Below are 16,758 nucleotides of genomic sequence, written 5' to 3'. Positions count from 1 at the left end.
ACAAATGATCTGACTGTCCACAACAGACTGTATCGAGGAGCGCGAAATCCGGTCGGCGGCCCGCTGGTCCCCGCCGCGCGCGGCGCGCGGCATTCGGGTGGCGGGCATTGACATCCGGGCGACGGACACCAGAACGTGGTCGGCACGGCCCTCGCGACCGGCCTCGGCCGAACAGGTCCGCACCGACCACCGCCCGCAACAACTCCAGCCGTGCGCTCGTTCCAGGTCCTGCAGGCACCTCGACGGGGAGGAGTGCCGGATGCACCGGGGATTGCCCACCACTCGCGGTCCGATCGCCGACGCGCTGCTGCAGGCCGGCCTGCTCCTGGACTTCGCGGTGCGCACCGCGGGAGCGGCCTTCCGGTGCGCGCGCCGGGCACGGTTCAACTTCGCCGAATTCCTCCGGCAGGCCGTGTTCCTGGCCTCGGTCACCACCCTTCCCGCGCTGCTGGTGACGATTCCGCTGGGCGTCGTCGTGGCCCTCAACGTCGGCTCGCTGGCCGGTCAGCTGGGCGCGCAGGGCTACGGCGGTGCGGTGGTGGCCTTCGTGATCGTCGGCCAGGCCGCGCCGCTGATCTGCGCGCTGATGATCTCCGGTGTCGGCGGCTCGGCGATGTGCGCGGACCTGGGCGCGCGCAAGATCCGCGACGAGGTGGACGCCCTGGAGGTGATGGGGCTGCCGGTGGTGGAACGGCTGGTGGTGCCCAGGGTGGTGGCCGCGATGGTGGTCAACGCGCTGCTGGCGTGCATCGTGCTGCTGGTCGGCATCACCACGACGTTCCTGTTCCAGGTCCTGGTGCTCGGCGACGCGCCGGGGGCGTTCCTGCGCACCCTGACGCAGTTCTCCCGGGTGCCGGACTTCGTCGTGGCGCTGCTGAAGGCCGCGGTGTTCGCGGTGCTGGCCGCGCTGGTGTCCTGCTTCAAGGGGCTGACCGCCAGGGGCGGGCCGGGTGGGGTGGCCAACGCCGTCAACGAGGCCGTGGTGATCTCCTTCATCCTGGTCTTCGTCGCCAACGCGGTCATCACCGAGCTCTACCCGCTGCTGGTGCCCGCGAAGGGCGAGTACTGATGGCGGCCCCGCGGCGCAGGTCCGCGGTCGACCTGCTGGTCACCGCGGGCCTGCACTTCACCTGCTACCTCAAGGCGATCGCGGCCGTCCCGCACGTGCTGGCCCGCTACCGGCGCGACGTCGCCCGGCTGGTCGGCGAGATCAGCCTCGGCTCGGCCTCGCTGCTGGCGGGCGGCGGCACGATCGGCGTGGTGTTCGCGATGTCGTTCGTCTCCAGCACCCAGGTCGGTCTGGAGGGCTACCGGGGGCTTGACCTGCTCGGGCTCTCGCCGATGACCGGGCTGGCCGCCGCCGTGGTCAACACCCGCGAGATCGCGCCCCTGGTGGCCAGCATCGCGCTCGCCGCCAAGGTCGGCACCGGGTTCACCGCGCAGCTGGGCGCGATGCGCATCTCCGAGGAGATCGACGCGCTGGAGGCGATGTCGGTGCGCTCGCTGCCGTACCTGGTCAGCACCCGGATGATGGCGGCGTTCCTGTCGGTCATCCCGCTTTACCTGGTGGGGCTGTTCGCCTCCTACCTGGCCACCGGGATCGCGGTGGTGCAGCTGGGCGGCGTCTCCGAAGGCACCTACGACTACTACTTCCGGCTCGTGCTCACCGCCGAGGACGTGTTCTTCTCGCTGGTCAAGGCCGTGGCGTTCGCGATCGTGGTGACGCTGGTGCACTGCGCCCACGGCTACTACGCCCGCGGCGGCCCGGAAGGCGTCGGAAAGGCCGCCGGTCGTGCGCTGCGCACCAGCATCGTGACGATCACCGTCGCCGACGTCCTGCTGAGCATCGCCTTCTGGGGCGTGCGGCCGACGTTGCCCGCACTGGGGATATGACATGACCGAGCATGCGCGCCGAACGCTCGCCGCCCGAGGGGCGGCGGGACTGGTCCTGCTGTTCCTGGTGGCGGTGCTGGTGGTTCTCGGCGGTGCGGGCGCGCTGCGCGCGAAACCGGAAGTCACGACGGTGCTTCCGGCCGCCGCCGGGTTGGTGCGGCCGGAAACTCCCGTCCAGTACCGCGGAGTGCGCGTCGGCCGGCTGGCGGCCGTCGAGCCCGGGCTCTCCGGCTCCCGGCTGACGTTGCGGATGGAGCCCGGCAGCTTCGCCGACATCCCCGGCGACGTCCGGGTCCGGCTGATGCCGCGCACCGTGTTCGGCGACCAGTACCTCGACCTGCTCGCTCCGGAAGTCTCCGACGGCACGGCGCTGGCTCCCGGTGCGCAGCTCGCCGCCGACGACTCGCGGCCGACCATGCAGCTCTACCACTCCTACAGCCGCCTCTACGAGCTGGTCGATTCGCTGCGGCCGGCGCAGCTGCAGGTCTCGCTCGCCGCACTCGCCGAGGCGCTGCGCGGGCGGGGCGAGCGGCTGGGCGAGCTGCTCGACGACGCCTCCCAGCTGGCCGCCGACCCTCCGCTGACCGGCGAAGACCTCACCGATCTCGCCGCGCTCGCCGACGACATCGCCGCAGCGGCACCGGATGCGGTGCGCGCGCTGGACGACGCCGTCGCGCTGTCGGGCACCATCGTGCGGCGCGAGCAGGACATCGGCGATCTGCTCGGGGCCGGGCTGGCGTTCACCGATCAGTCGCGGCGGTTCGTCGATGCGAACTCGCAGCGGATCATCCGCCTCGTGCGCTCCACCGACCCGGTCGCCGGCGCGCTGGGGCGCCATCCGGGCGCGGTGCGCGAGAGCGTGGACGGCCTGAACGCCTTCCTCGACGGTGCGAACCGCTCGCTGTCCACCGGCTTCTTCAAGATCCGCATGTCCGCGACGCTGCACCGGCCCTACCCCTACGGCCCCGAGGACTGCCCCCGCTATCCCGGGATGTCCGGGCCGAACTGCGGCGATGCGCGCGGCCCGATCGGCCCGGTGGGCGGTCCCCAGGAGCGCGACGCGCTGCACCGGCTCGCACCGCTGCTGCCCGGCCAGCCGCCCGCCACCGATTCGCTGGGCCTGCTGCTGGGCCCGCTGGTGCGTGGAACGGAGGTAGTCACGCCGTGAGCCCCGCATTCCGGTTCGCCGCCTTCGTCGTCGTGTCGCTGTTCTGCGGTGTCGTCGTGGTCAACACGCTGACGAATCCGCTGACCGGCCGGACGGTGCCCTACCGCGCGGTGTTCACCGACGCGGCGGGCCTGCAGCCGGGTAGCGACGTCACCGTCGCCGGGGTGCGGGTCGGGACGGTGACCGCGGTCGCCGCGCGGAACGGGTTCGCCGAACTGGACTTCGAAGTCCGCGCCGAGCAACCCGTTCCGGCCACCGGGCTCGTCGTGGTCCGCTACGCCGACCTCACCGGTGCCCGCTCGCTGGCGCTGACCCCGGGCCAGGGCGGTCCGCCGCTGCCGCCGGGCGCGACGATCCCGGTGGAGCGCACCCGCCCAGCGCTGGACCTGACCGTGCTGCTCAACGGGTTCAAACCGCTCTTCGAGGCGCTGGAACCCGCGCAGGTCAACCAGTTGGCGCGCGAGATCGTCGCGGTCTTCCAGGGCGAGGGCGGCACCGTGACCGCGCTGCTGACGCGGATCGTGTCGCTGACCGGCACGCTGGCCGCCCGCGACGAGGTTCTCGGCGAGGTGATCGACAACCTCGACGCCGTGCTGGCGACGGTGCGGCAGCGGCGCGACGACCTGCGCGTGCTCGTCGACGGGCTCGGGCGCCTGGCCGCGGAGACCGCGGCCGCCCGGGAGTCGATCACCGCGGCCATCGACAGCGGTGCGGAGGCCGCGGGCTCGCTGGCGCGGTTGCTCGACGGTCTCGGGCCGCAGCTGTCCCACGACGTGCGCTCGGTGCAGGAGATCACCGCGATGCTGGTGCGCAACCAGGCGCGGATCGACGGTGCGGTGCAGGAGATGCCCGCCTTCCTGAACACCCTCGACCGCACGACCGGCTACGGGTCGTGGGTCAACGTCTACCTCTGCAACCTGAGCATCGCCGTCGACGACGTCCAGGTGGATCTCGGGGCGGGCCCGCACACGGAGGTGTGCCGATGAGGAAAGTCCTGATCAACGGGGCGATCGGTGCGATCGTGGTGCTGCTGGTGCTGGCCGCGTCGGTGGCCGCGCCCCGGGTGCTGTTCGCGCTGCGCACCGACGAGTATCACGCCGAGTTCGGCAACGCCGCCGGGCTCACCGAGGGCACCCAGGTCATGCTGGCCGGAGTGCCATCGGGCCGGGTGACCGGCGTGGCGCTGGCCGGGGACCGGGTGCGCGTCTCCTTCCGGCTGGACAGCGAGCACGCCCTCGGTGGCAGCACCACCGCCTCGATCAAGCTCCGCACGGTGCTCGGAACCCGGTACCTGGGCGTGGAATCCGCCGGGCCGGGACAGCTCTCCCCCGGCGCGACGATCCCGCTGAACCGGACCTCGGTGCCCTACAGCCTCGACGAGCTCCAGTCCGACGCGACGTCCACCGCCGAAGGCCTCGACCTGCCGCAGCTGCGGCGCATGATCGGAACCCTGCAAGAGGTGACGCCGCAGGATCCCGAGCTGCTCGGCGACGCGCTCAACGGCGTGGCCACGGCTTCGGCGCTCATCGGCGAGCGCGGTGCGCAACTGCAGGAGCTGCTGCGCGGCACGCGAACCCTGACCACGACGCTCATCGAGCAGCAGGACACCCTGGTGGCGCTGCTGGGTGATGCGCAACTGGTCGTCGACACGCTCCAGCAGCGCCGGACCGCGGTCCGCAGGCTGATCACCGACGTGCACACCGTCGTCGACCACCTGCACCGGCTGGTCGTGGACAACCGCGAGGTCCTGGATCCGCTGCTGGCCGACCTGCACGCGCTCACCGACTCCCTGGCCCGCAACGACCAGGCCATCGGCGAGAGCCTGCGGCGGCTCGGGCCGGCCGGCCGGTACCTGTCCAACGCCACCGGGAACGGGCCGTGGGCCGATGTCTCGGCACCGCTGGGGCCGGTGCCGGACAACGTCCTCTGCGCGGCCGGGCTGTTCGAGGGGTGCCGATGAGCCGGAAGCCGCTGATCGTCTGCTGCGTGCTGGCCGTCCTGGTCACCGGCGCCTGGTTCACCCTGCTGGCGCCGCGCCCGCAGCTGCGCGTAGCCGCCGATTTCACCTTCGCCGACGGCATCTTCCCCGGCAGCCGGGTGGCGATCCTCGGCGTGGCGGTGGGCCGGGTGGAATCCGTCGAGCCGCAGGGCGCGACGGTGCGGGTGCGGATGAGCATGCCTGCCGACACCGCGCTGCCCGCCGACGCGCGCGCCCACATCATGAGCCCGGCGATCATCAGCGACCGCTACGTCGAGCTGGGACCGGCGCACACCGGCGGCCCGCGGCTGGCCGATGGCGCGCTGATCCCGGCGCACCGCACCCGTTCCCCCATCCGGTTCGACCAGCTGGCCGCGTCGCTGGACTCGCTGCTGGCCGCCTTCGGCCCCTCGGGAGGCGACCCCGGCGTCCTCGACGGACTGCTGCGCAGCAGCGCGGCCGCGCTCGACGGCCGCGGCCCGCAGATCCGCGATGCGATCACCGAGCTGTCGCGGGCCAGCGAAGTGCTGGCCGCGGGCAGCGGCGACCTCGGCGCGGTGGTCGACGACCTCGACCAGCTGGTCCAGCTGCTCCTGCAGCACCGCGACGCGGTCGACTCGCTGGCCGCCTCCACCGCCCAGGCCGCTGCGGATTTCCAGTCGCAGCAAGGGGAAATCGGCGACGCGCTCGCGAAGCTGTCCGACGTGCTGCTCGCCGTCGACGAGCTCGTGCGCGGCCACGGCGAGCAGCTCCACGGCGATCTGGAGCAGCTGAGCCGGTTCGCGGGCACCCTGGCGGGCCGGCAGCGCGAGCTGGCCGAAACGCTGGACACGATGCCGCTGGCGATGGACAACTTCACCCGCGCCATCACGCCGGACCAGCGGTTGCGGCTGCGGCTGAACCTCTCCACCAACCTCGGCCAGTTCGACACCACCGCCCGCCTGTGCCGCGAGCTGCCGCTGCCGCTGTGCACCGGGGCGGGCATCACCAACCCGGTGCCGTTCCCGCCCGATCTGGAACCGCTGCGCGCGGTGCTGGGAGGCGGCCGGTGAAACGCCTCGCGCTCGCCTCGGTGCTGCTGACCACCTCCTGCGGGCTCAGCCTGCAGAACGCGCCCATCGGAACCGGTGGTTCGGGATACCAGGTCACCGCGGTGTTCAGCGACGTCGGCCGGCTGCCGATGGGCGGGGCGGTGCGGCTGGGCCAGGCCGTGGTGGGCAGCGTGTCGGACATCAGCACCGAGAACTTCCGCGCGCTCGTCGAGCTCGACATCGAACCCGGGGTGCGGCTGCCGGCCGGAACGACCGCGCGCCTCGAACTCGCCTCACCGCTGGGCGAGGAGTTCGTCGTCCTGCAACCACCACCCGCACCGGGCGGGCCCGAGCTCACCGACGGCTCGGTGATCCCGCTCGAACAGACCTCCCGCGGCCCGGACGTGGAGAACGCGCTCGCCGCCGCCAGCACCCTGCTCAACGGCGCAGGCCTCGACCAGGCGAAGACCGTTGTCACCGAGCTCAACACCGCGCTCAGCGGCCGCGAGCAGCAGGTCCGGGACCTGCTCGGAGACCTGGAGCGAACCCTGGCGTCCCTGGACGAGCGCCGAGGAGAACTCACCCGGCTCATCGACTCGGTGCACGCGACCTCGCAGCACCTCGCCGACGACCGGGCTACGCTGGAGGCCGCCCTGACCCGGGTGCGGCCCGCGATCGACGTGCTGCTGGCCGAACGCGAGCGCTTCACAAACCTGCTGGACAGCACCGCCGCGCTGAGCGCCGCCACCGCATCGCTGGTGGAGCAGACCGACGAGTCGCTGATCACGCAGGTCGAGAAGTTCCGGCCGGTGCTGGCCGACCTGCGCTCGCTCGACGGCGGGCTGGCGACCGCTGCGGACTCGCTGCGCCGCTTCTTCGCGCTGATCCAGCAGGCCGCTCCCGGCGACTACGTGCTGTTCAACGGGACGCTCGACGTGCCGGGAACCGTGGTGCAGCTGCTCGCGCCCGGCGCACCGATGCCGCCGCCCGCCGCGGGCGGTGTCGACTCGATCCTGCGCGGAGGTACCCGATGAACCGCCGCCTCGTACTGGCCCAGCTCGCACTGTTCCTGGTGATCAGCATCGCGTGCACCTACTACGTGATCACCAACGTGGCCGGGCCCGGAGCGCTGCGCGACCCGGTCCGCGTGACCGTGCGCCTGCCCGACGCGGCGTCGATCACGCCGAGCTCGCAGGTCACCTACCGGGGCGTGGTCGTCGGCACCGTTTCCGAGGTCCGCATCGACCCCGGTGGAGGCGCGGTGTCGGTGCGGCTCGCGCTGCACCCCGGCACGCGCGTCCCGGCCGACAGCGACGCGGTGATCAGCATGGCCACACCGCTGGCGGTGCAGACCGTGGACCTGCAACCCGCAAGCGACTCCGGGCCGTACCTACGCGACGGCAGCGTCATCGAAGCCGAGCGCACGCGACGCCCGATCCCGCTGGACACCCTGCTGGTGCACTTCACCGAGCTCACCGAGCAACTGCGCCCGGAGGACGTCGCCGCGGTCACCGAAGCGCTGTCCACCGGTTTGGCGGGCAAGGGCCCCGAGCTGACCCGCATCCTGGACAACTCCGCGATCCTGCTGGAAACCGCGCGCGAACACCGGCCGCAGCTCGACCGCCTGGTCACCGGCAGCCGCGAGCTGGCCGGTTCCGGCGACCGGATCCGCGAGCTGGCGGCCGGTCTGCGCTCGCTGACCGCGCAGATCCGGGCGCACCAGCCGCAGCTCGACCGGGTCCTGGACACCGCGCCCGGCGCCACCCGGCGCCTGGCGGAGCTGTTCGCGCGCAACGACCCGGCCACGACCGCGCTGCTGGGCAACCTGGTCACCACAGGTCAGATCGTCGCGGTCCGCGCCCCGGCCCTGGACCAGCTGCTCATCTCGCTGCCGGAAGCGCTGTCCGGGCTCGGCTCGGTGGTGCACGGCGACACCGCCGACCTCTACCTGATCGGCACCCAGGGCCCGATCTGCGCCACCGCGACCGAACGCCGCTCCCCCACCGCGGTCCAACCCCGCGAAGCCGACCTGGACCGGCACTGCCCGGCCGATCGACCCGGCCTCGGCCAGCGCGGCGCGGCGAACGCCCCGCGCCCGGCGATGACCACCTACGACCCGGCCACCGGCCAGACCCCGGCAGGCTTCCGGCTCGGCACCGCGGGCGGCCAGGCAGCCGTCCTCGGCCCGCGGTCCTGGTATTCCGTCCCGCTGCAAGGAGTTCGCTGATGACCGACACCTCCGGAGGACCGAGGCGGATCCGCCGCCCGAAGGTCCTGCTCGCCATCGCGCTGCTCGTCGCCGTCCTCGCGGTGCTGGGCACCTTCGGGATCCAGCTGCACCAGGCGCGGGCCGTCGAAGACGCCCGCCGCACCGCGCTGGAGGCGGCGCGCACCTACGCCGCGGATCTGTCCACTTACGACTTCACCAGCCTGAACCGCAACTTCGCCGCCATCACCGCGAACTCGCACGGTCAGTTCGCCGAGCAGTACCGGGAGATCAGCGCCAGCCTGACCGAGCTGATCAGGCAGAACCGCGCGGTGTCCAAGGGCTCGGTGCTCTCCGCCGGAATCGCCGAAGCCGATCTGCAGCGAGCCGTGGTGACGCTGTTCGTCGACCAGGAGATCACCAACGTGAACAACCCTCAGCCCCGGATCGACCGGAACCGGATGCAGATGACGCTCCTGCGCGTCGAGGAGCGCTGGCTCATCGAGGACATCAAGCTGCTCTAGGCGCGCCCGGCCCCGACCTGCTCCTCGGCGGCCAGCACGAAGTCGCACCCGTCGATCCGCCCGGCCCGGACCATGATCCGGTCCACGGCGGGCCGCATCCCCGCCGCGGAAGCGACGACGGTGACGTACCGCCCGGGCAGGTCGTGCACCTCGTACTCGCCCGCTCCGCTGGTCACCAGATGTGCCAGCTGCACGCCGTTGGCATCCGTCACGGTGACGATCGCCCCGGCAACCCCGCGCCCGTCGACGCCGCGAACGGTTCCCGCGAGCGTGCGGTGGTGGCGGGGCTTCGGCGCCTCCAGCACCGGGTCCACGACGACATCGCTGTCGTCCTCGTGCTCGTAGGTGCCCGCAGTGGTCACCACCTCGGGATCCGAAGCCCGCTTCCGCTTGGCCCGCACCTGGTTGAACGCCACCAGCGCCGCGCCCACCGCGAACCACGCGCACAACCCCGCGACGGCGGGCAGCGCCCCGGCCCCGTCGAAGTACAGGATCCCGCGCATGGAGTCGACCGCCTGCCCGAGCGGCAGGAACCGGTGCAGCGACTGGAAGAACTCCGGAACCAGCTCCTTCGGGATGGCCCCGCTGCTGGAGGGCATGCTCAGCAGCACGAACAAGCCCATCGCCACGCCGGGGATGAACTGCTTGACGTAGGGCACCAGCCCGAAGGTCGGCCAGGCGACCGCCTGCGTGAGCAGGAAGCCGATGAGGATCAGGGCCGGCTCGGCGTGGATGACGTCCATGGACAGCGCGGCGAAGTAGCAGACCACCGACCCGAAAGCGCCCACCCCGACGAGCGCGAGGAGCTTCTGCCGGGTGCTCAGCGCGGCCCGCAGCAGCATCATCACGGTGATGTAGGGCGGGATGTTCAGAGCAAGCAGGCAGTAGAACAGGCCGGTGCCCATCACATCGCCCGGCGCCGATGGCGCCAGGTCGGTCAGCACCAGGTGATGACCGGCGGCGGAGGCGACCGGGGTGAACATCTGCTGCAGCACCATCTGCAGCGCCGATCCGTTGGCCTTGGCGTAGAACAGCTCGCCGTGCGCCGGGTCGTAGGCGGCGACGGCGTCGCGCTGCGTGATCGCCTCTCGCGCCGCTTGCGCATCGGGCACGGCCGAGACGTCGACACCACCCGGCATCTTCTGCTCGAAGGCCGATCCGAGCTGCTGCGCGGCCTGGTCGCCGACCACCGCGACCGGCATGTCGTGCGGGGCCGGGGCGTGGAAGGGCAGGAGGTAGCAGACCATGAACCCGACGATGAAGAACATCGGGAACCACAGCGCCGATGCCAGGGTGCGCACCAGCGAGCTCGGCTGTGCCTCGGTCAAGGGAACTCCTCGCGAGCAGGTCGGGGGTGCGGCGCTGCACTCGGTTCGAATCGCCCGGCGCGATCGGCGCCGCGGGCGAGAACTGCCCCGTTGACGGTTAGCAAGACTAACTTATTTCGCGATTCCGTGCAAAGATGCGGGTGCGCGCGGTCGGCCGGACGAGGGCCGCGGCCCCGGTTGAGAGGATCCCCGATGCCCGACCCCGGTGAAGTCCGCCGCCACATCGCCACCCGCCTGAGCCGGTTCCACACCACCCACATCCCGCTGCACGACCGCCGGGCCGCGGCGGTGACCATCGCGCTGGCCAGCGAGGACGGCGAGCTCGGCGTCTGGGTGACGCGGCGGGCCGCGACGCTGCGCGCGCACGCGGGCCAGTTCGCGCTGCCCGGCGGACGCCTGGACCCGGGCGAGGACGCACCGCGCGCTGCGCTGCGCGAACTGCGCGAAGAGCTCGGCGTGTCCGCGGCCGAGCACGACGTGCTCGGCAGGCTGGACGACTACGCGACCCGCTCCGGCTACGTGATCACGCCGATCGTGGTGTGGATCGGCGAGGCGCCGCCGCTGGCGCCCAACCCCGCCGAGGTGGCCGGGGTCGACCTGGTGCCGCTGACCGACCTGGACGTCGCGCCGCGTTTCGTGCGGATCGCCGAATCGGACCGCCCGGTCATCCAGCTGCCGATCCTGGACACGCTCGTCCACGCGCCGACCGCGGCCGTGCTGCACCAGTTCCGCGAGGTCGTGCTGCACGACCGGCACACCCGGGTCGCCGACCTGGAGCAGCCGGTCTTCGCCTGGCGCTGACCGGCGTAGCCTGGGAGCCGGAGAGGACCATTCCATGCGGCGCGGACTGCTGCGCGGACTGTCCGGCGCAGCGCTGATCGTGCTCGCGGTGCTCGGCGGAGTCGCGTGCGAGCCACCGCGTGCCGAACCCGCTGCGCCGGTGCTGGCGGTCAAGATCGACAACGTGGCGGACGCGCGCCCACCGGTCGGTATCGGCGCGGCGAACCTGATCTACGTGGAGCCGGTCGAAGGCGGCTACAGCCGCTTGCTGGCGATCTTCACCGATGACCTGCCGCCCCGGATCGGCCCGGTGCGCAGCGCGCGGGAGACCGACGCCGAGCTGCTCCCCCAGTTCGGCCACCCGACCCTGGCCTACTCCGGCGCGGCGCCCGAACTGCTTCCCCGGATCGCCGCGGCCCCGCTGACCGATGCCTCCGACGCCAACGAACCCGCCGCCTATTCCCGCGACAGGACGCGCCCGGTTCCGCACAACCTGTTCCTCGACCCCGCCAAGCTGCCGCCCGGCGCCGACTGGCCGCCCCGGAACCGGCTGGTCGCCGGTCCGGTCCCGGCGGGCGGCACCCCGACCGACCACTACGAGGTCCACTTCCCGTCCGCCACGGTGGAGTTCTCCTGGTCGCAACCGGACCGGCGCTGGCAGGTCTCGATGGACGGCGAGCCCTACGCGGCGGCCGACACCGGTCGCCTCAGCCCGCCGACCGTGGTGATCCAGCAGGTGCGCGAACGCCAATCCGACATCCGCGACGCGGCGGGCAACCCCTCGCCGATCGCCGAGACCGTCGGAACCGGATCGGTGGTGGTCCTGCGCGACGGCCGCGCCTTCGACGGCACCTGGTCCCGCCCGGCCCCGGACGCCGCAGCCACCTACACCGGCCCCTCCGGCGAGCCCCTGCCGGTCGGACCCGGCCAGGTCTGGGTCGTGCTCGCGCCGTGAAGCTGTTCCTGTGCGGCGATGTGATGCCCGGTCGCGGGGTCGACCAGATCCTGCCGCACCCGGGCGATCCCGCACTGCGCGAGCGCTACCTGCGGGACGCGCGCAGCTACGTCGCCTCCGCCGAGGAGCGCAACGGCACGATCCGCTGCCCGGTCGGCTACTCCTGGCCCTGGGGCAAGGCGCTGCGGATCATCGAGGAGTCCGCGCCCGACGTGCGCGTGATCAACCTGGAGTCCAGCATCACCCGCAGCGACCACTTCGCCGCCGACAAGGGCTTGCACTACCGGATGAACCCGGCCAACGTGAACTGCTTGCGGGTGGCCCGCCCGGACGTGTGCAACCTGGCGAACAACCACGTGCTGGACTTCGGCCGCCAGGGGCTGGCCGACACGCTCGACTCGCTGTCCCGCGCCGGACTCCGCTGGGCGGGCGCCGGGCGCGATGCCGCCGAAGCGCACCGCCCGGCGCTGGTCGGCACTCCGCACGGGCGGGTGGCGGTCTTCGGCTGCGGCGCCGCATCGAGCGGCATCCCCGGTGGCTGGGCGGCGACCTCGCAGCGCTCGGGCGTCAACTTCCTGCCGGATCTCTCCGATCGGCGGGCGGCCCGGCTGACCGCCGAGATCCGCGAGCAGACCAGGCCCGGGGACCTCGTGGTCGTCTCGCTGCACTGGGGCACCAACTGGCAGTACCCGGTGACCGCGGAGCAGATCGGCTTCGCGCACCGGCTGATCGACGGCGGGGTGCACGTGGTGCACGGGCACTCCTCGCACCACCCCCGGCCGATCGAGGTCTACCGCGGGCGGCTGGTGCTCTACGGCTGCGGCGATCTCATCGACGACTACGAGGGGATCCCCGGCTACGAGCACTACCGGGACGACCTCCGCCTGCTGTTCTTCGCCTCGCTGACGCCGACCGGCGAACTGGTCGAGCTGCGCATGGTGCCGATGCAGGCCAGGCGGATGCGCCTGCACCCGGCGTCGGACGCCGACGCCGAGTGGCTGCACGCCACGCTCACCCGGATCAGCGCCGAGTTCGGAACCGAAGTGGCGTTGTCGGACGGAACGCTGCGTGCTCGCCGGCGGAGCTGAAGCGGCAACCCGAACGCGGGCGCGGCGCACCGCTGAGGTACGGTCGTTGATCGTCCATAAAGGACGACAGATCCGAAGGAGCCCTCCCGGCATGGCCCGCACCGACGTCGCCACGGCGCAGCGCAGGCGCCAGCTCATCCGGATGGACCAGGGCGCTGCCCGGCAGCACCCGCCGCGGCGCCGTCGCGGCTACACCGTCCGGTTCGACATCGGCGGCGTCGCCGGGCACCTGACCACCAACGCCTACCCGGACGGGAAGCTCGGCGAGGTCTGGGTGAGCATCGACCAGCAGGGCAGCCCGCTCAGCGGCTTCCTGGACAGCCTGTCCGCCGCTGTCTCGCTGGGCCTGCAGCACGGCGTGCCGCTGGAGTCCTACGTGGCGAAGTACGCGGGCGCGCAGTTCGACCCGCGCGGCCCGGTGTCCGACCCGGACATCGGCTACGCCCACTCGCTGCCGGACTACGTCTTCCGCCGCCTCGCCCTCGACTACCTCGACGCCCAGACCTGCGCCCAACTCGGCATCCGCAGCGAGGCCTGACAGCGGCCGTCGGCGAAGCGATCCGGACCGCCTGCTCCCGGCAGCCGCTGGAATCCGCCCGCACGTCCGCGAAGTCCTCCGGGTGGAGCAAGCAGACCGAGTCCGGACGCACCTGCGAACCCCTACCTCAGCAGGCAGGACGGTCCTCGACTTCCGCCGAACGGAGCGCGGCGATCGCGCGGTTGGCGGGTGTTCTCGGCTAAGGTGATCTTTCTCAGCGTCGTGGGAGGGATCGCCGATGCCCAGGTTCAGCTGGCACACCTGCTCCGTGCCCGTGGGTCTGCCGGTGCGGCAGGTGTACGGGTTCCTGTTCGTGCCCGACGGCCGGGTGCTGCTGCGGGTCGACGGCACCAAGCACACGCTGCCCGGTGGCCGCCCCGAGCCCGGCGAGGTCGAGTACTGCGACATCCTGCGGCGGGAGACCATGGAAGAGGTCACCGTCGACATCGGCGAGCCGCACTACCTGGGCTACCAGTGCGTGGACGACGGGATCGCGCCGTACGCGCAGGTGCGGATGGCCGCGGTGATCAGCCTGGTGCACCCGGCCGCGCCGGACCCGGACAGCGGCCGCACCTACCGGCGGTTGCTGGTGCACCCCGGCAAGGTCGGCGACCTGCTCTCCTGGGGCGAGACCGGGTACCTGCAGGCGACCGCCGCCGCGGAGGCCGCCGTCACCGTCTTCGGCCTCCCCTCCGACGGCCTGCCCGAGGCCGGCGACCTCTGACCGCCCGGGCTCAGCCGGGCTCCGGCGCGCGGCGGCGGAACTCCCAGTCCCCGGTCTGCATGAACTCCCGCCGCAGCACCGCATCGACGAGGGCGTCGCAGACGTAGTTCATCCACCAGAACTCCATGCCCGGTCGCCGAGATCTCCTGCCCGCGACCAGGTGGCGGGCGAGTGAGCAGGTGACGATCCAGTCGTCCACCTCGGGTTCCGGCACGACGAACGTGGAGCCGCTGCGCAGCCGGTCCCGGACCCGGTGTGCCGCGGCGCTGTCCCGGAGCGCGTTCTCGTGCCGAGCGCGGAACGCCTCGGCTTCCGAAGGATCCCGGTAGGCGTCCGGGAACATCCGGCGCAGCACGTCGGATTCCGTGGTCACCCGGCCGAACAAACCGGAACGCCGCTTCTCCAGCTCGCCCCGGTCGAGGAACGCGATGAGCCGGTCAGCGCGATGCGCCAGCACGGTCGCCACGTTGTCGGCCATGCGCACCGCGATCCCGCCGTTGGTCGGGAGTGCGGCGAAGAAGTCGTGGTCGGGCAGCTCCGTCACAGCGGCCGCACCGCCCCGTGCAGTCCGTGCCGCTGGAGGGCGACCACCAGGTCCTCGGCCTGGGCCTGGTCGGGGAAGCGGCCCACCTGCGCCACTCCTTCCGCCTCGATCTCCTGGGCGAGCCTGCCCGCCTCGGGGATCTCCAGCGCGCACAGCTCGCGCAGGACGAATGCGGCCAGCAGAGCCGACTGGCTGTCGTCGTTGTGCACGACGACCTCCCAATGCTCGTTCACCTGGTGATCTTCCCACGTCCCGTGCGGCCCCCGGCTCGAGTGCCGGCCGGCGGGAAACCGGGTTCGCGTCCTTGACCTGGCTCAACGCGCAAGCCTATTGTTCGCAGAAAGCACACGTGTTCACTATGCGCACAAGCGAGGAGTGGTCGGGGTGGCACGCATCCTGCAGCTCGACGAAGCGATCGCGGAGCTCGTCCACGACGGGGACGCCATCGCCTTGGAGGGCTTCACCCACCTGATCCCGGTCGCCGCCGGGCACGAGATCATCCGGCAGGGCCGCAAGGACCTCACGCTGATCCGGATGACGCCCGACATCGTCTACGACCAGCTCATCGGCGCCGGCTGCGCGCGCAAGCTGGTCTTCTCCTGGGGCGGCAACCCCGGCGTCGGCTCGCTGCACCGGTTCCGCGACGCCATCCAGAACTCCTGGCCGGTCCCGCTGGAGATCGAGGAGCACAGCCACGCCGGGATGGCCAACCGCTACGCCGCGGGCGCCTCCGGGCTGCCGTTCGCGGTGCTGCGCGGCTACCGCGGCACCGACCTGCCCGCGCAGACCGACACGATCAAGCCGATCGAGTGCCCGTTCACCGGTGAGCAGCTGACCGCCGTGCCCGCGCTCAACCCGGACGTCGGCATCATCCACGCGCAGCAGGCCGATCGGGCGGGCAACGTGCAGATGTGGGGCATCACCGGCGTGCAGAAGGAAACCGTGCTCGCCGCGAAGCGCTCGCTGGTGACCGTCGAGGAGATCGTCGACGAGCTGACCCCGCGGCCCGGCGCGGTGGTGCTGCCGCAGTGGGTCGTCACCGCCGTCGCCGAGGTCCCGGGTGGCGCCCACCCGTCCTACGCGCAGGGTTATTACGAGCGCGACAACGCCTACTACCAGCAGTGGGATCCGATCGGCCGGGACCGGGAGAAGTTCGCCGACTGGCTGGAGACCGAGGTCAAGCGGGAGAGGAGCGCGCGATGACGACCGAGTTCACCGCGGACGAGATGATGACCGTCGGCGCCGCCCGGTCGCTGCGCGACGGTGCGGCCTGCTTCGTCGGCATCGGCCTGCCCAGCACCGCCGCCAACCTGGCGCGGCGCACGCACGCCCCGGGCCTGGTGCTGATCTACGAATCGGGCACGCTGGGCGCCAAGCCCGACCGGCTGCCGCTGTCCATCGGCGACGGCGTGCTCGCCGACACCGCCGACTCGGTGATCAGCGTGCCGGAGATCTTCAACTACTGGCTGCAGCCCGGCCGCATCGACATCGGCTTCCTCGGTGGCGCGCAGGTCGACCGTTTCGGCAACATCAACACCACCGTCATCGGCGGCGACTACGCCGACCCGAAGGTCCGGCTGCCCGGCGCCGGTGGCGCTCCGGAGATCGCCGCGTCCTGCCGGGAGGTGCTCATCGTGATGCGGATGAGCCCGCGCAGCTTCGTCGACCGGCTCGACTTCGTCACCTCCGTCGGCTACGGCACCGGCAAGGGCGACCGGGAGGCGCTCGGGCTGCGCGGCCGGGGACCGGTCAAGGTGATCACCGACCTGGGCGTGCTCGAACCCGACCCGGACACCTGCGAGCTCACCCTCACCCAGCTCAGCCCCGGCGCGACCGTCGAGCAGGCCAGGGCCGCCGCCGGGTGGCCGCTGAAGGCCGTCGACGCGCCCACCGAGCTGGCGCCGCCGACCGAGACCGAGCTGGCGGTCCTGCGGGAGCTGAAGGCCACCATCGAATGAGCAGAGCACGAGAAGCCGCCCGACACCCGCGGTGTCAACCGGA

19 protein-coding genes are annotated in these 16,758 nt (G+C 72.1%); 16 read left to right on the top strand and 3 right to left on the bottom strand.

From position 1 onward, the window contains the following. The first annotated feature begins 259 nt into the window (after nt 1–259). Genes C4T78_RS05590 through C4T78_RS05550 form a run of 9 tightly spaced genes read left to right on the top strand, consistent with a single transcriptional unit; the run spans nt 260 to nt 8,800 of the window. Nucleotides 260–1,069, top strand: coding sequence for an ABC transporter permease (locus tag C4T78_RS05590; RefSeq protein WP_093353176.1), 810 nt, complete (start codon nt 260–262; stop codon nt 1,067–1,069). Next, nucleotides 1,069–1,893 carry an ABC transporter permease gene (locus C4T78_RS05585; protein ID WP_093353173.1) on the top strand — a complete coding sequence of 275 codons (825 nt, stop codon included), beginning with the start codon at nt 1,069–1,071 and terminating at the stop codon, nt 1,891–1,893. Before C4T78_RS05590 ends, C4T78_RS05585 begins: the two co-directional genes overlap by 1 nt. A 1-nt stretch (nt 1,894) precedes the next feature. Next, nucleotides 1,895–3,061: an MCE family protein gene (locus tag C4T78_RS05580; protein ID WP_093353171.1), complete on the top strand. Its 1,167-nt coding sequence runs from the start codon at nt 1,895–1,897 to the stop codon at nt 3,059–3,061. Beyond that, a complete protein-coding gene (locus tag C4T78_RS05575; protein WP_093353168.1) occupies nt 3,058–4,047 on the top strand; it encodes an MCE family protein in 990 nt (329 codons plus the stop codon). Before C4T78_RS05580 ends, C4T78_RS05575 begins: the two co-directional genes overlap by 4 nt. Beyond that, nucleotides 4,044–5,021, top strand: coding sequence for an MCE family protein (locus C4T78_RS05570; protein ID WP_093353166.1), 978 nt, complete (start codon nt 4,044–4,046; stop codon nt 5,019–5,021). Before C4T78_RS05575 ends, C4T78_RS05570 begins: the two co-directional genes overlap by 4 nt. Then, a complete protein-coding gene (locus C4T78_RS05565) occupies nt 5,018–6,091 on the top strand; it encodes an MCE family protein (RefSeq protein ID WP_093353758.1) in 1,074 nt (357 codons plus the stop codon). Before C4T78_RS05570 ends, C4T78_RS05565 begins: the two co-directional genes overlap by 4 nt. Then, entirely contained in the window at nt 6,088–7,104 is a 1,017-nt protein-coding gene (locus C4T78_RS05560; RefSeq protein WP_093353163.1) for an MCE family protein, read from the top strand. The genes C4T78_RS05565 and C4T78_RS05560 overlap by 4 nt, the downstream gene beginning before the upstream one ends. Continuing rightward, nucleotides 7,101–8,297, top strand: a complete 1,197-nt coding sequence (locus C4T78_RS05555; protein ID WP_093353161.1) for an MlaD family protein — start codon at nt 7,101–7,103, stop codon at nt 8,295–8,297. The genes C4T78_RS05560 and C4T78_RS05555 overlap by 4 nt, the downstream gene beginning before the upstream one ends. Beyond that, nucleotides 8,297–8,800 (top strand): Rv1363c family protein, encoded by a 504-nt coding sequence (locus C4T78_RS05550; protein ID WP_093353158.1) that lies wholly within the window; start codon nt 8,297–8,299, stop codon nt 8,798–8,800. Before C4T78_RS05555 ends, C4T78_RS05550 begins: the two co-directional genes overlap by 1 nt. Here the strand turns inward: C4T78_RS05550 and C4T78_RS05545 are convergent. Beyond that, nucleotides 8,797–10,128, bottom strand: coding sequence for a carboxypeptidase regulatory-like domain-containing protein (locus tag C4T78_RS05545; RefSeq protein ID WP_235863560.1), 1,332 nt, complete (start codon nt 10,126–10,128; stop codon nt 8,797–8,799). The genes C4T78_RS05550 and C4T78_RS05545 overlap by 4 nt on opposite strands. Nucleotides 10,129–10,320: 192 nt before the next feature. Between C4T78_RS05545 and C4T78_RS05540 the strand changes: the two genes are divergently transcribed. From C4T78_RS05540 to C4T78_RS05520, 5 genes are all read left to right on the top strand, one after another. Beyond that, the gene (locus C4T78_RS05540; RefSeq protein WP_093353156.1) at nt 10,321–10,929 is read left to right on the top strand and encodes an NUDIX hydrolase; all 609 of its coding nucleotides are present in this window, start codon (nt 10,321–10,323) and stop codon (nt 10,927–10,929) included. 34 nt (nt 10,930–10,963) lie between these two features. Continuing rightward, nucleotides 10,964–11,863 carry a DUF3048 domain-containing protein gene (locus tag C4T78_RS05535; RefSeq protein ID WP_093353153.1) on the top strand — a complete coding sequence of 300 codons (900 nt, stop codon included), beginning with the start codon at nt 10,964–10,966 and terminating at the stop codon, nt 11,861–11,863. Next, nucleotides 11,860–12,951 (top strand): CapA family protein, encoded by a 1,092-nt coding sequence (locus C4T78_RS05530; protein WP_258958323.1) that lies wholly within the window; start codon nt 11,860–11,862, stop codon nt 12,949–12,951. The genes C4T78_RS05535 and C4T78_RS05530 overlap by 4 nt, the downstream gene beginning before the upstream one ends. Before the next feature lie 91 nt (nt 12,952–13,042). Continuing rightward, the gene (locus tag C4T78_RS05525; protein ID WP_093353148.1) at nt 13,043–13,489 is read left to right on the top strand and encodes a TSCPD domain-containing protein; all 447 of its coding nucleotides are present in this window, start codon (nt 13,043–13,045) and stop codon (nt 13,487–13,489) included. 238 nt (nt 13,490–13,727) lie between these two features. Next, nucleotides 13,728–14,213: an NUDIX domain-containing protein gene (locus C4T78_RS05520; RefSeq protein WP_093353145.1), complete on the top strand. Its 486-nt coding sequence runs from the start codon at nt 13,728–13,730 to the stop codon at nt 14,211–14,213. 10 nt (nt 14,214–14,223) lie between these two features. Here C4T78_RS05520 and C4T78_RS05515 read toward each other — a convergent pair whose 3' ends face one another. Next, nucleotides 14,224–14,757, bottom strand: a complete 534-nt coding sequence (locus C4T78_RS05515) for a DUF2017 family protein (protein WP_093353142.1) — start codon at nt 14,755–14,757, stop codon at nt 14,224–14,226. Continuing rightward, nucleotides 14,754–14,990, bottom strand: a complete 237-nt coding sequence (locus tag C4T78_RS05510) for an ATP-dependent Clp protease adaptor ClpS (RefSeq protein WP_093353140.1) — start codon at nt 14,988–14,990, stop codon at nt 14,754–14,756. Before C4T78_RS05510 ends, C4T78_RS05515 begins: the two co-directional genes overlap by 4 nt. Before the next feature lie 151 nt (nt 14,991–15,141). Between C4T78_RS05510 and C4T78_RS05505 the strand changes: the two genes are divergently transcribed. Both C4T78_RS05505 and C4T78_RS05500 read left to right on the top strand, forming a co-directional pair. After that, entirely contained in the window at nt 15,142–15,960 is an 819-nt protein-coding gene (locus tag C4T78_RS05505) for a CoA transferase subunit A (protein WP_093146119.1), read from the top strand. Then, nucleotides 15,957–16,715, top strand: a complete 759-nt coding sequence (locus tag C4T78_RS05500; protein WP_093353137.1) for a CoA-transferase subunit beta — start codon at nt 15,957–15,959, stop codon at nt 16,713–16,715. Before C4T78_RS05505 ends, C4T78_RS05500 begins: the two co-directional genes overlap by 4 nt. The last annotated feature ends 43 nt before the right edge of the window (nt 16,716–16,758 follow it).

The sequence above is a fragment of the Saccharopolyspora kobensis genome, assembly GCF_900108315.1.
In the GTDB taxonomy this organism is placed as follows: Bacteria; Actinomycetota; Actinomycetes; order Mycobacteriales; family Pseudonocardiaceae; genus Saccharopolyspora; species Saccharopolyspora kobensis.
Note: the sequence above shows the minus strand (reverse complement) of the source record. Positions and strands in the feature narration are given on the sequence as shown.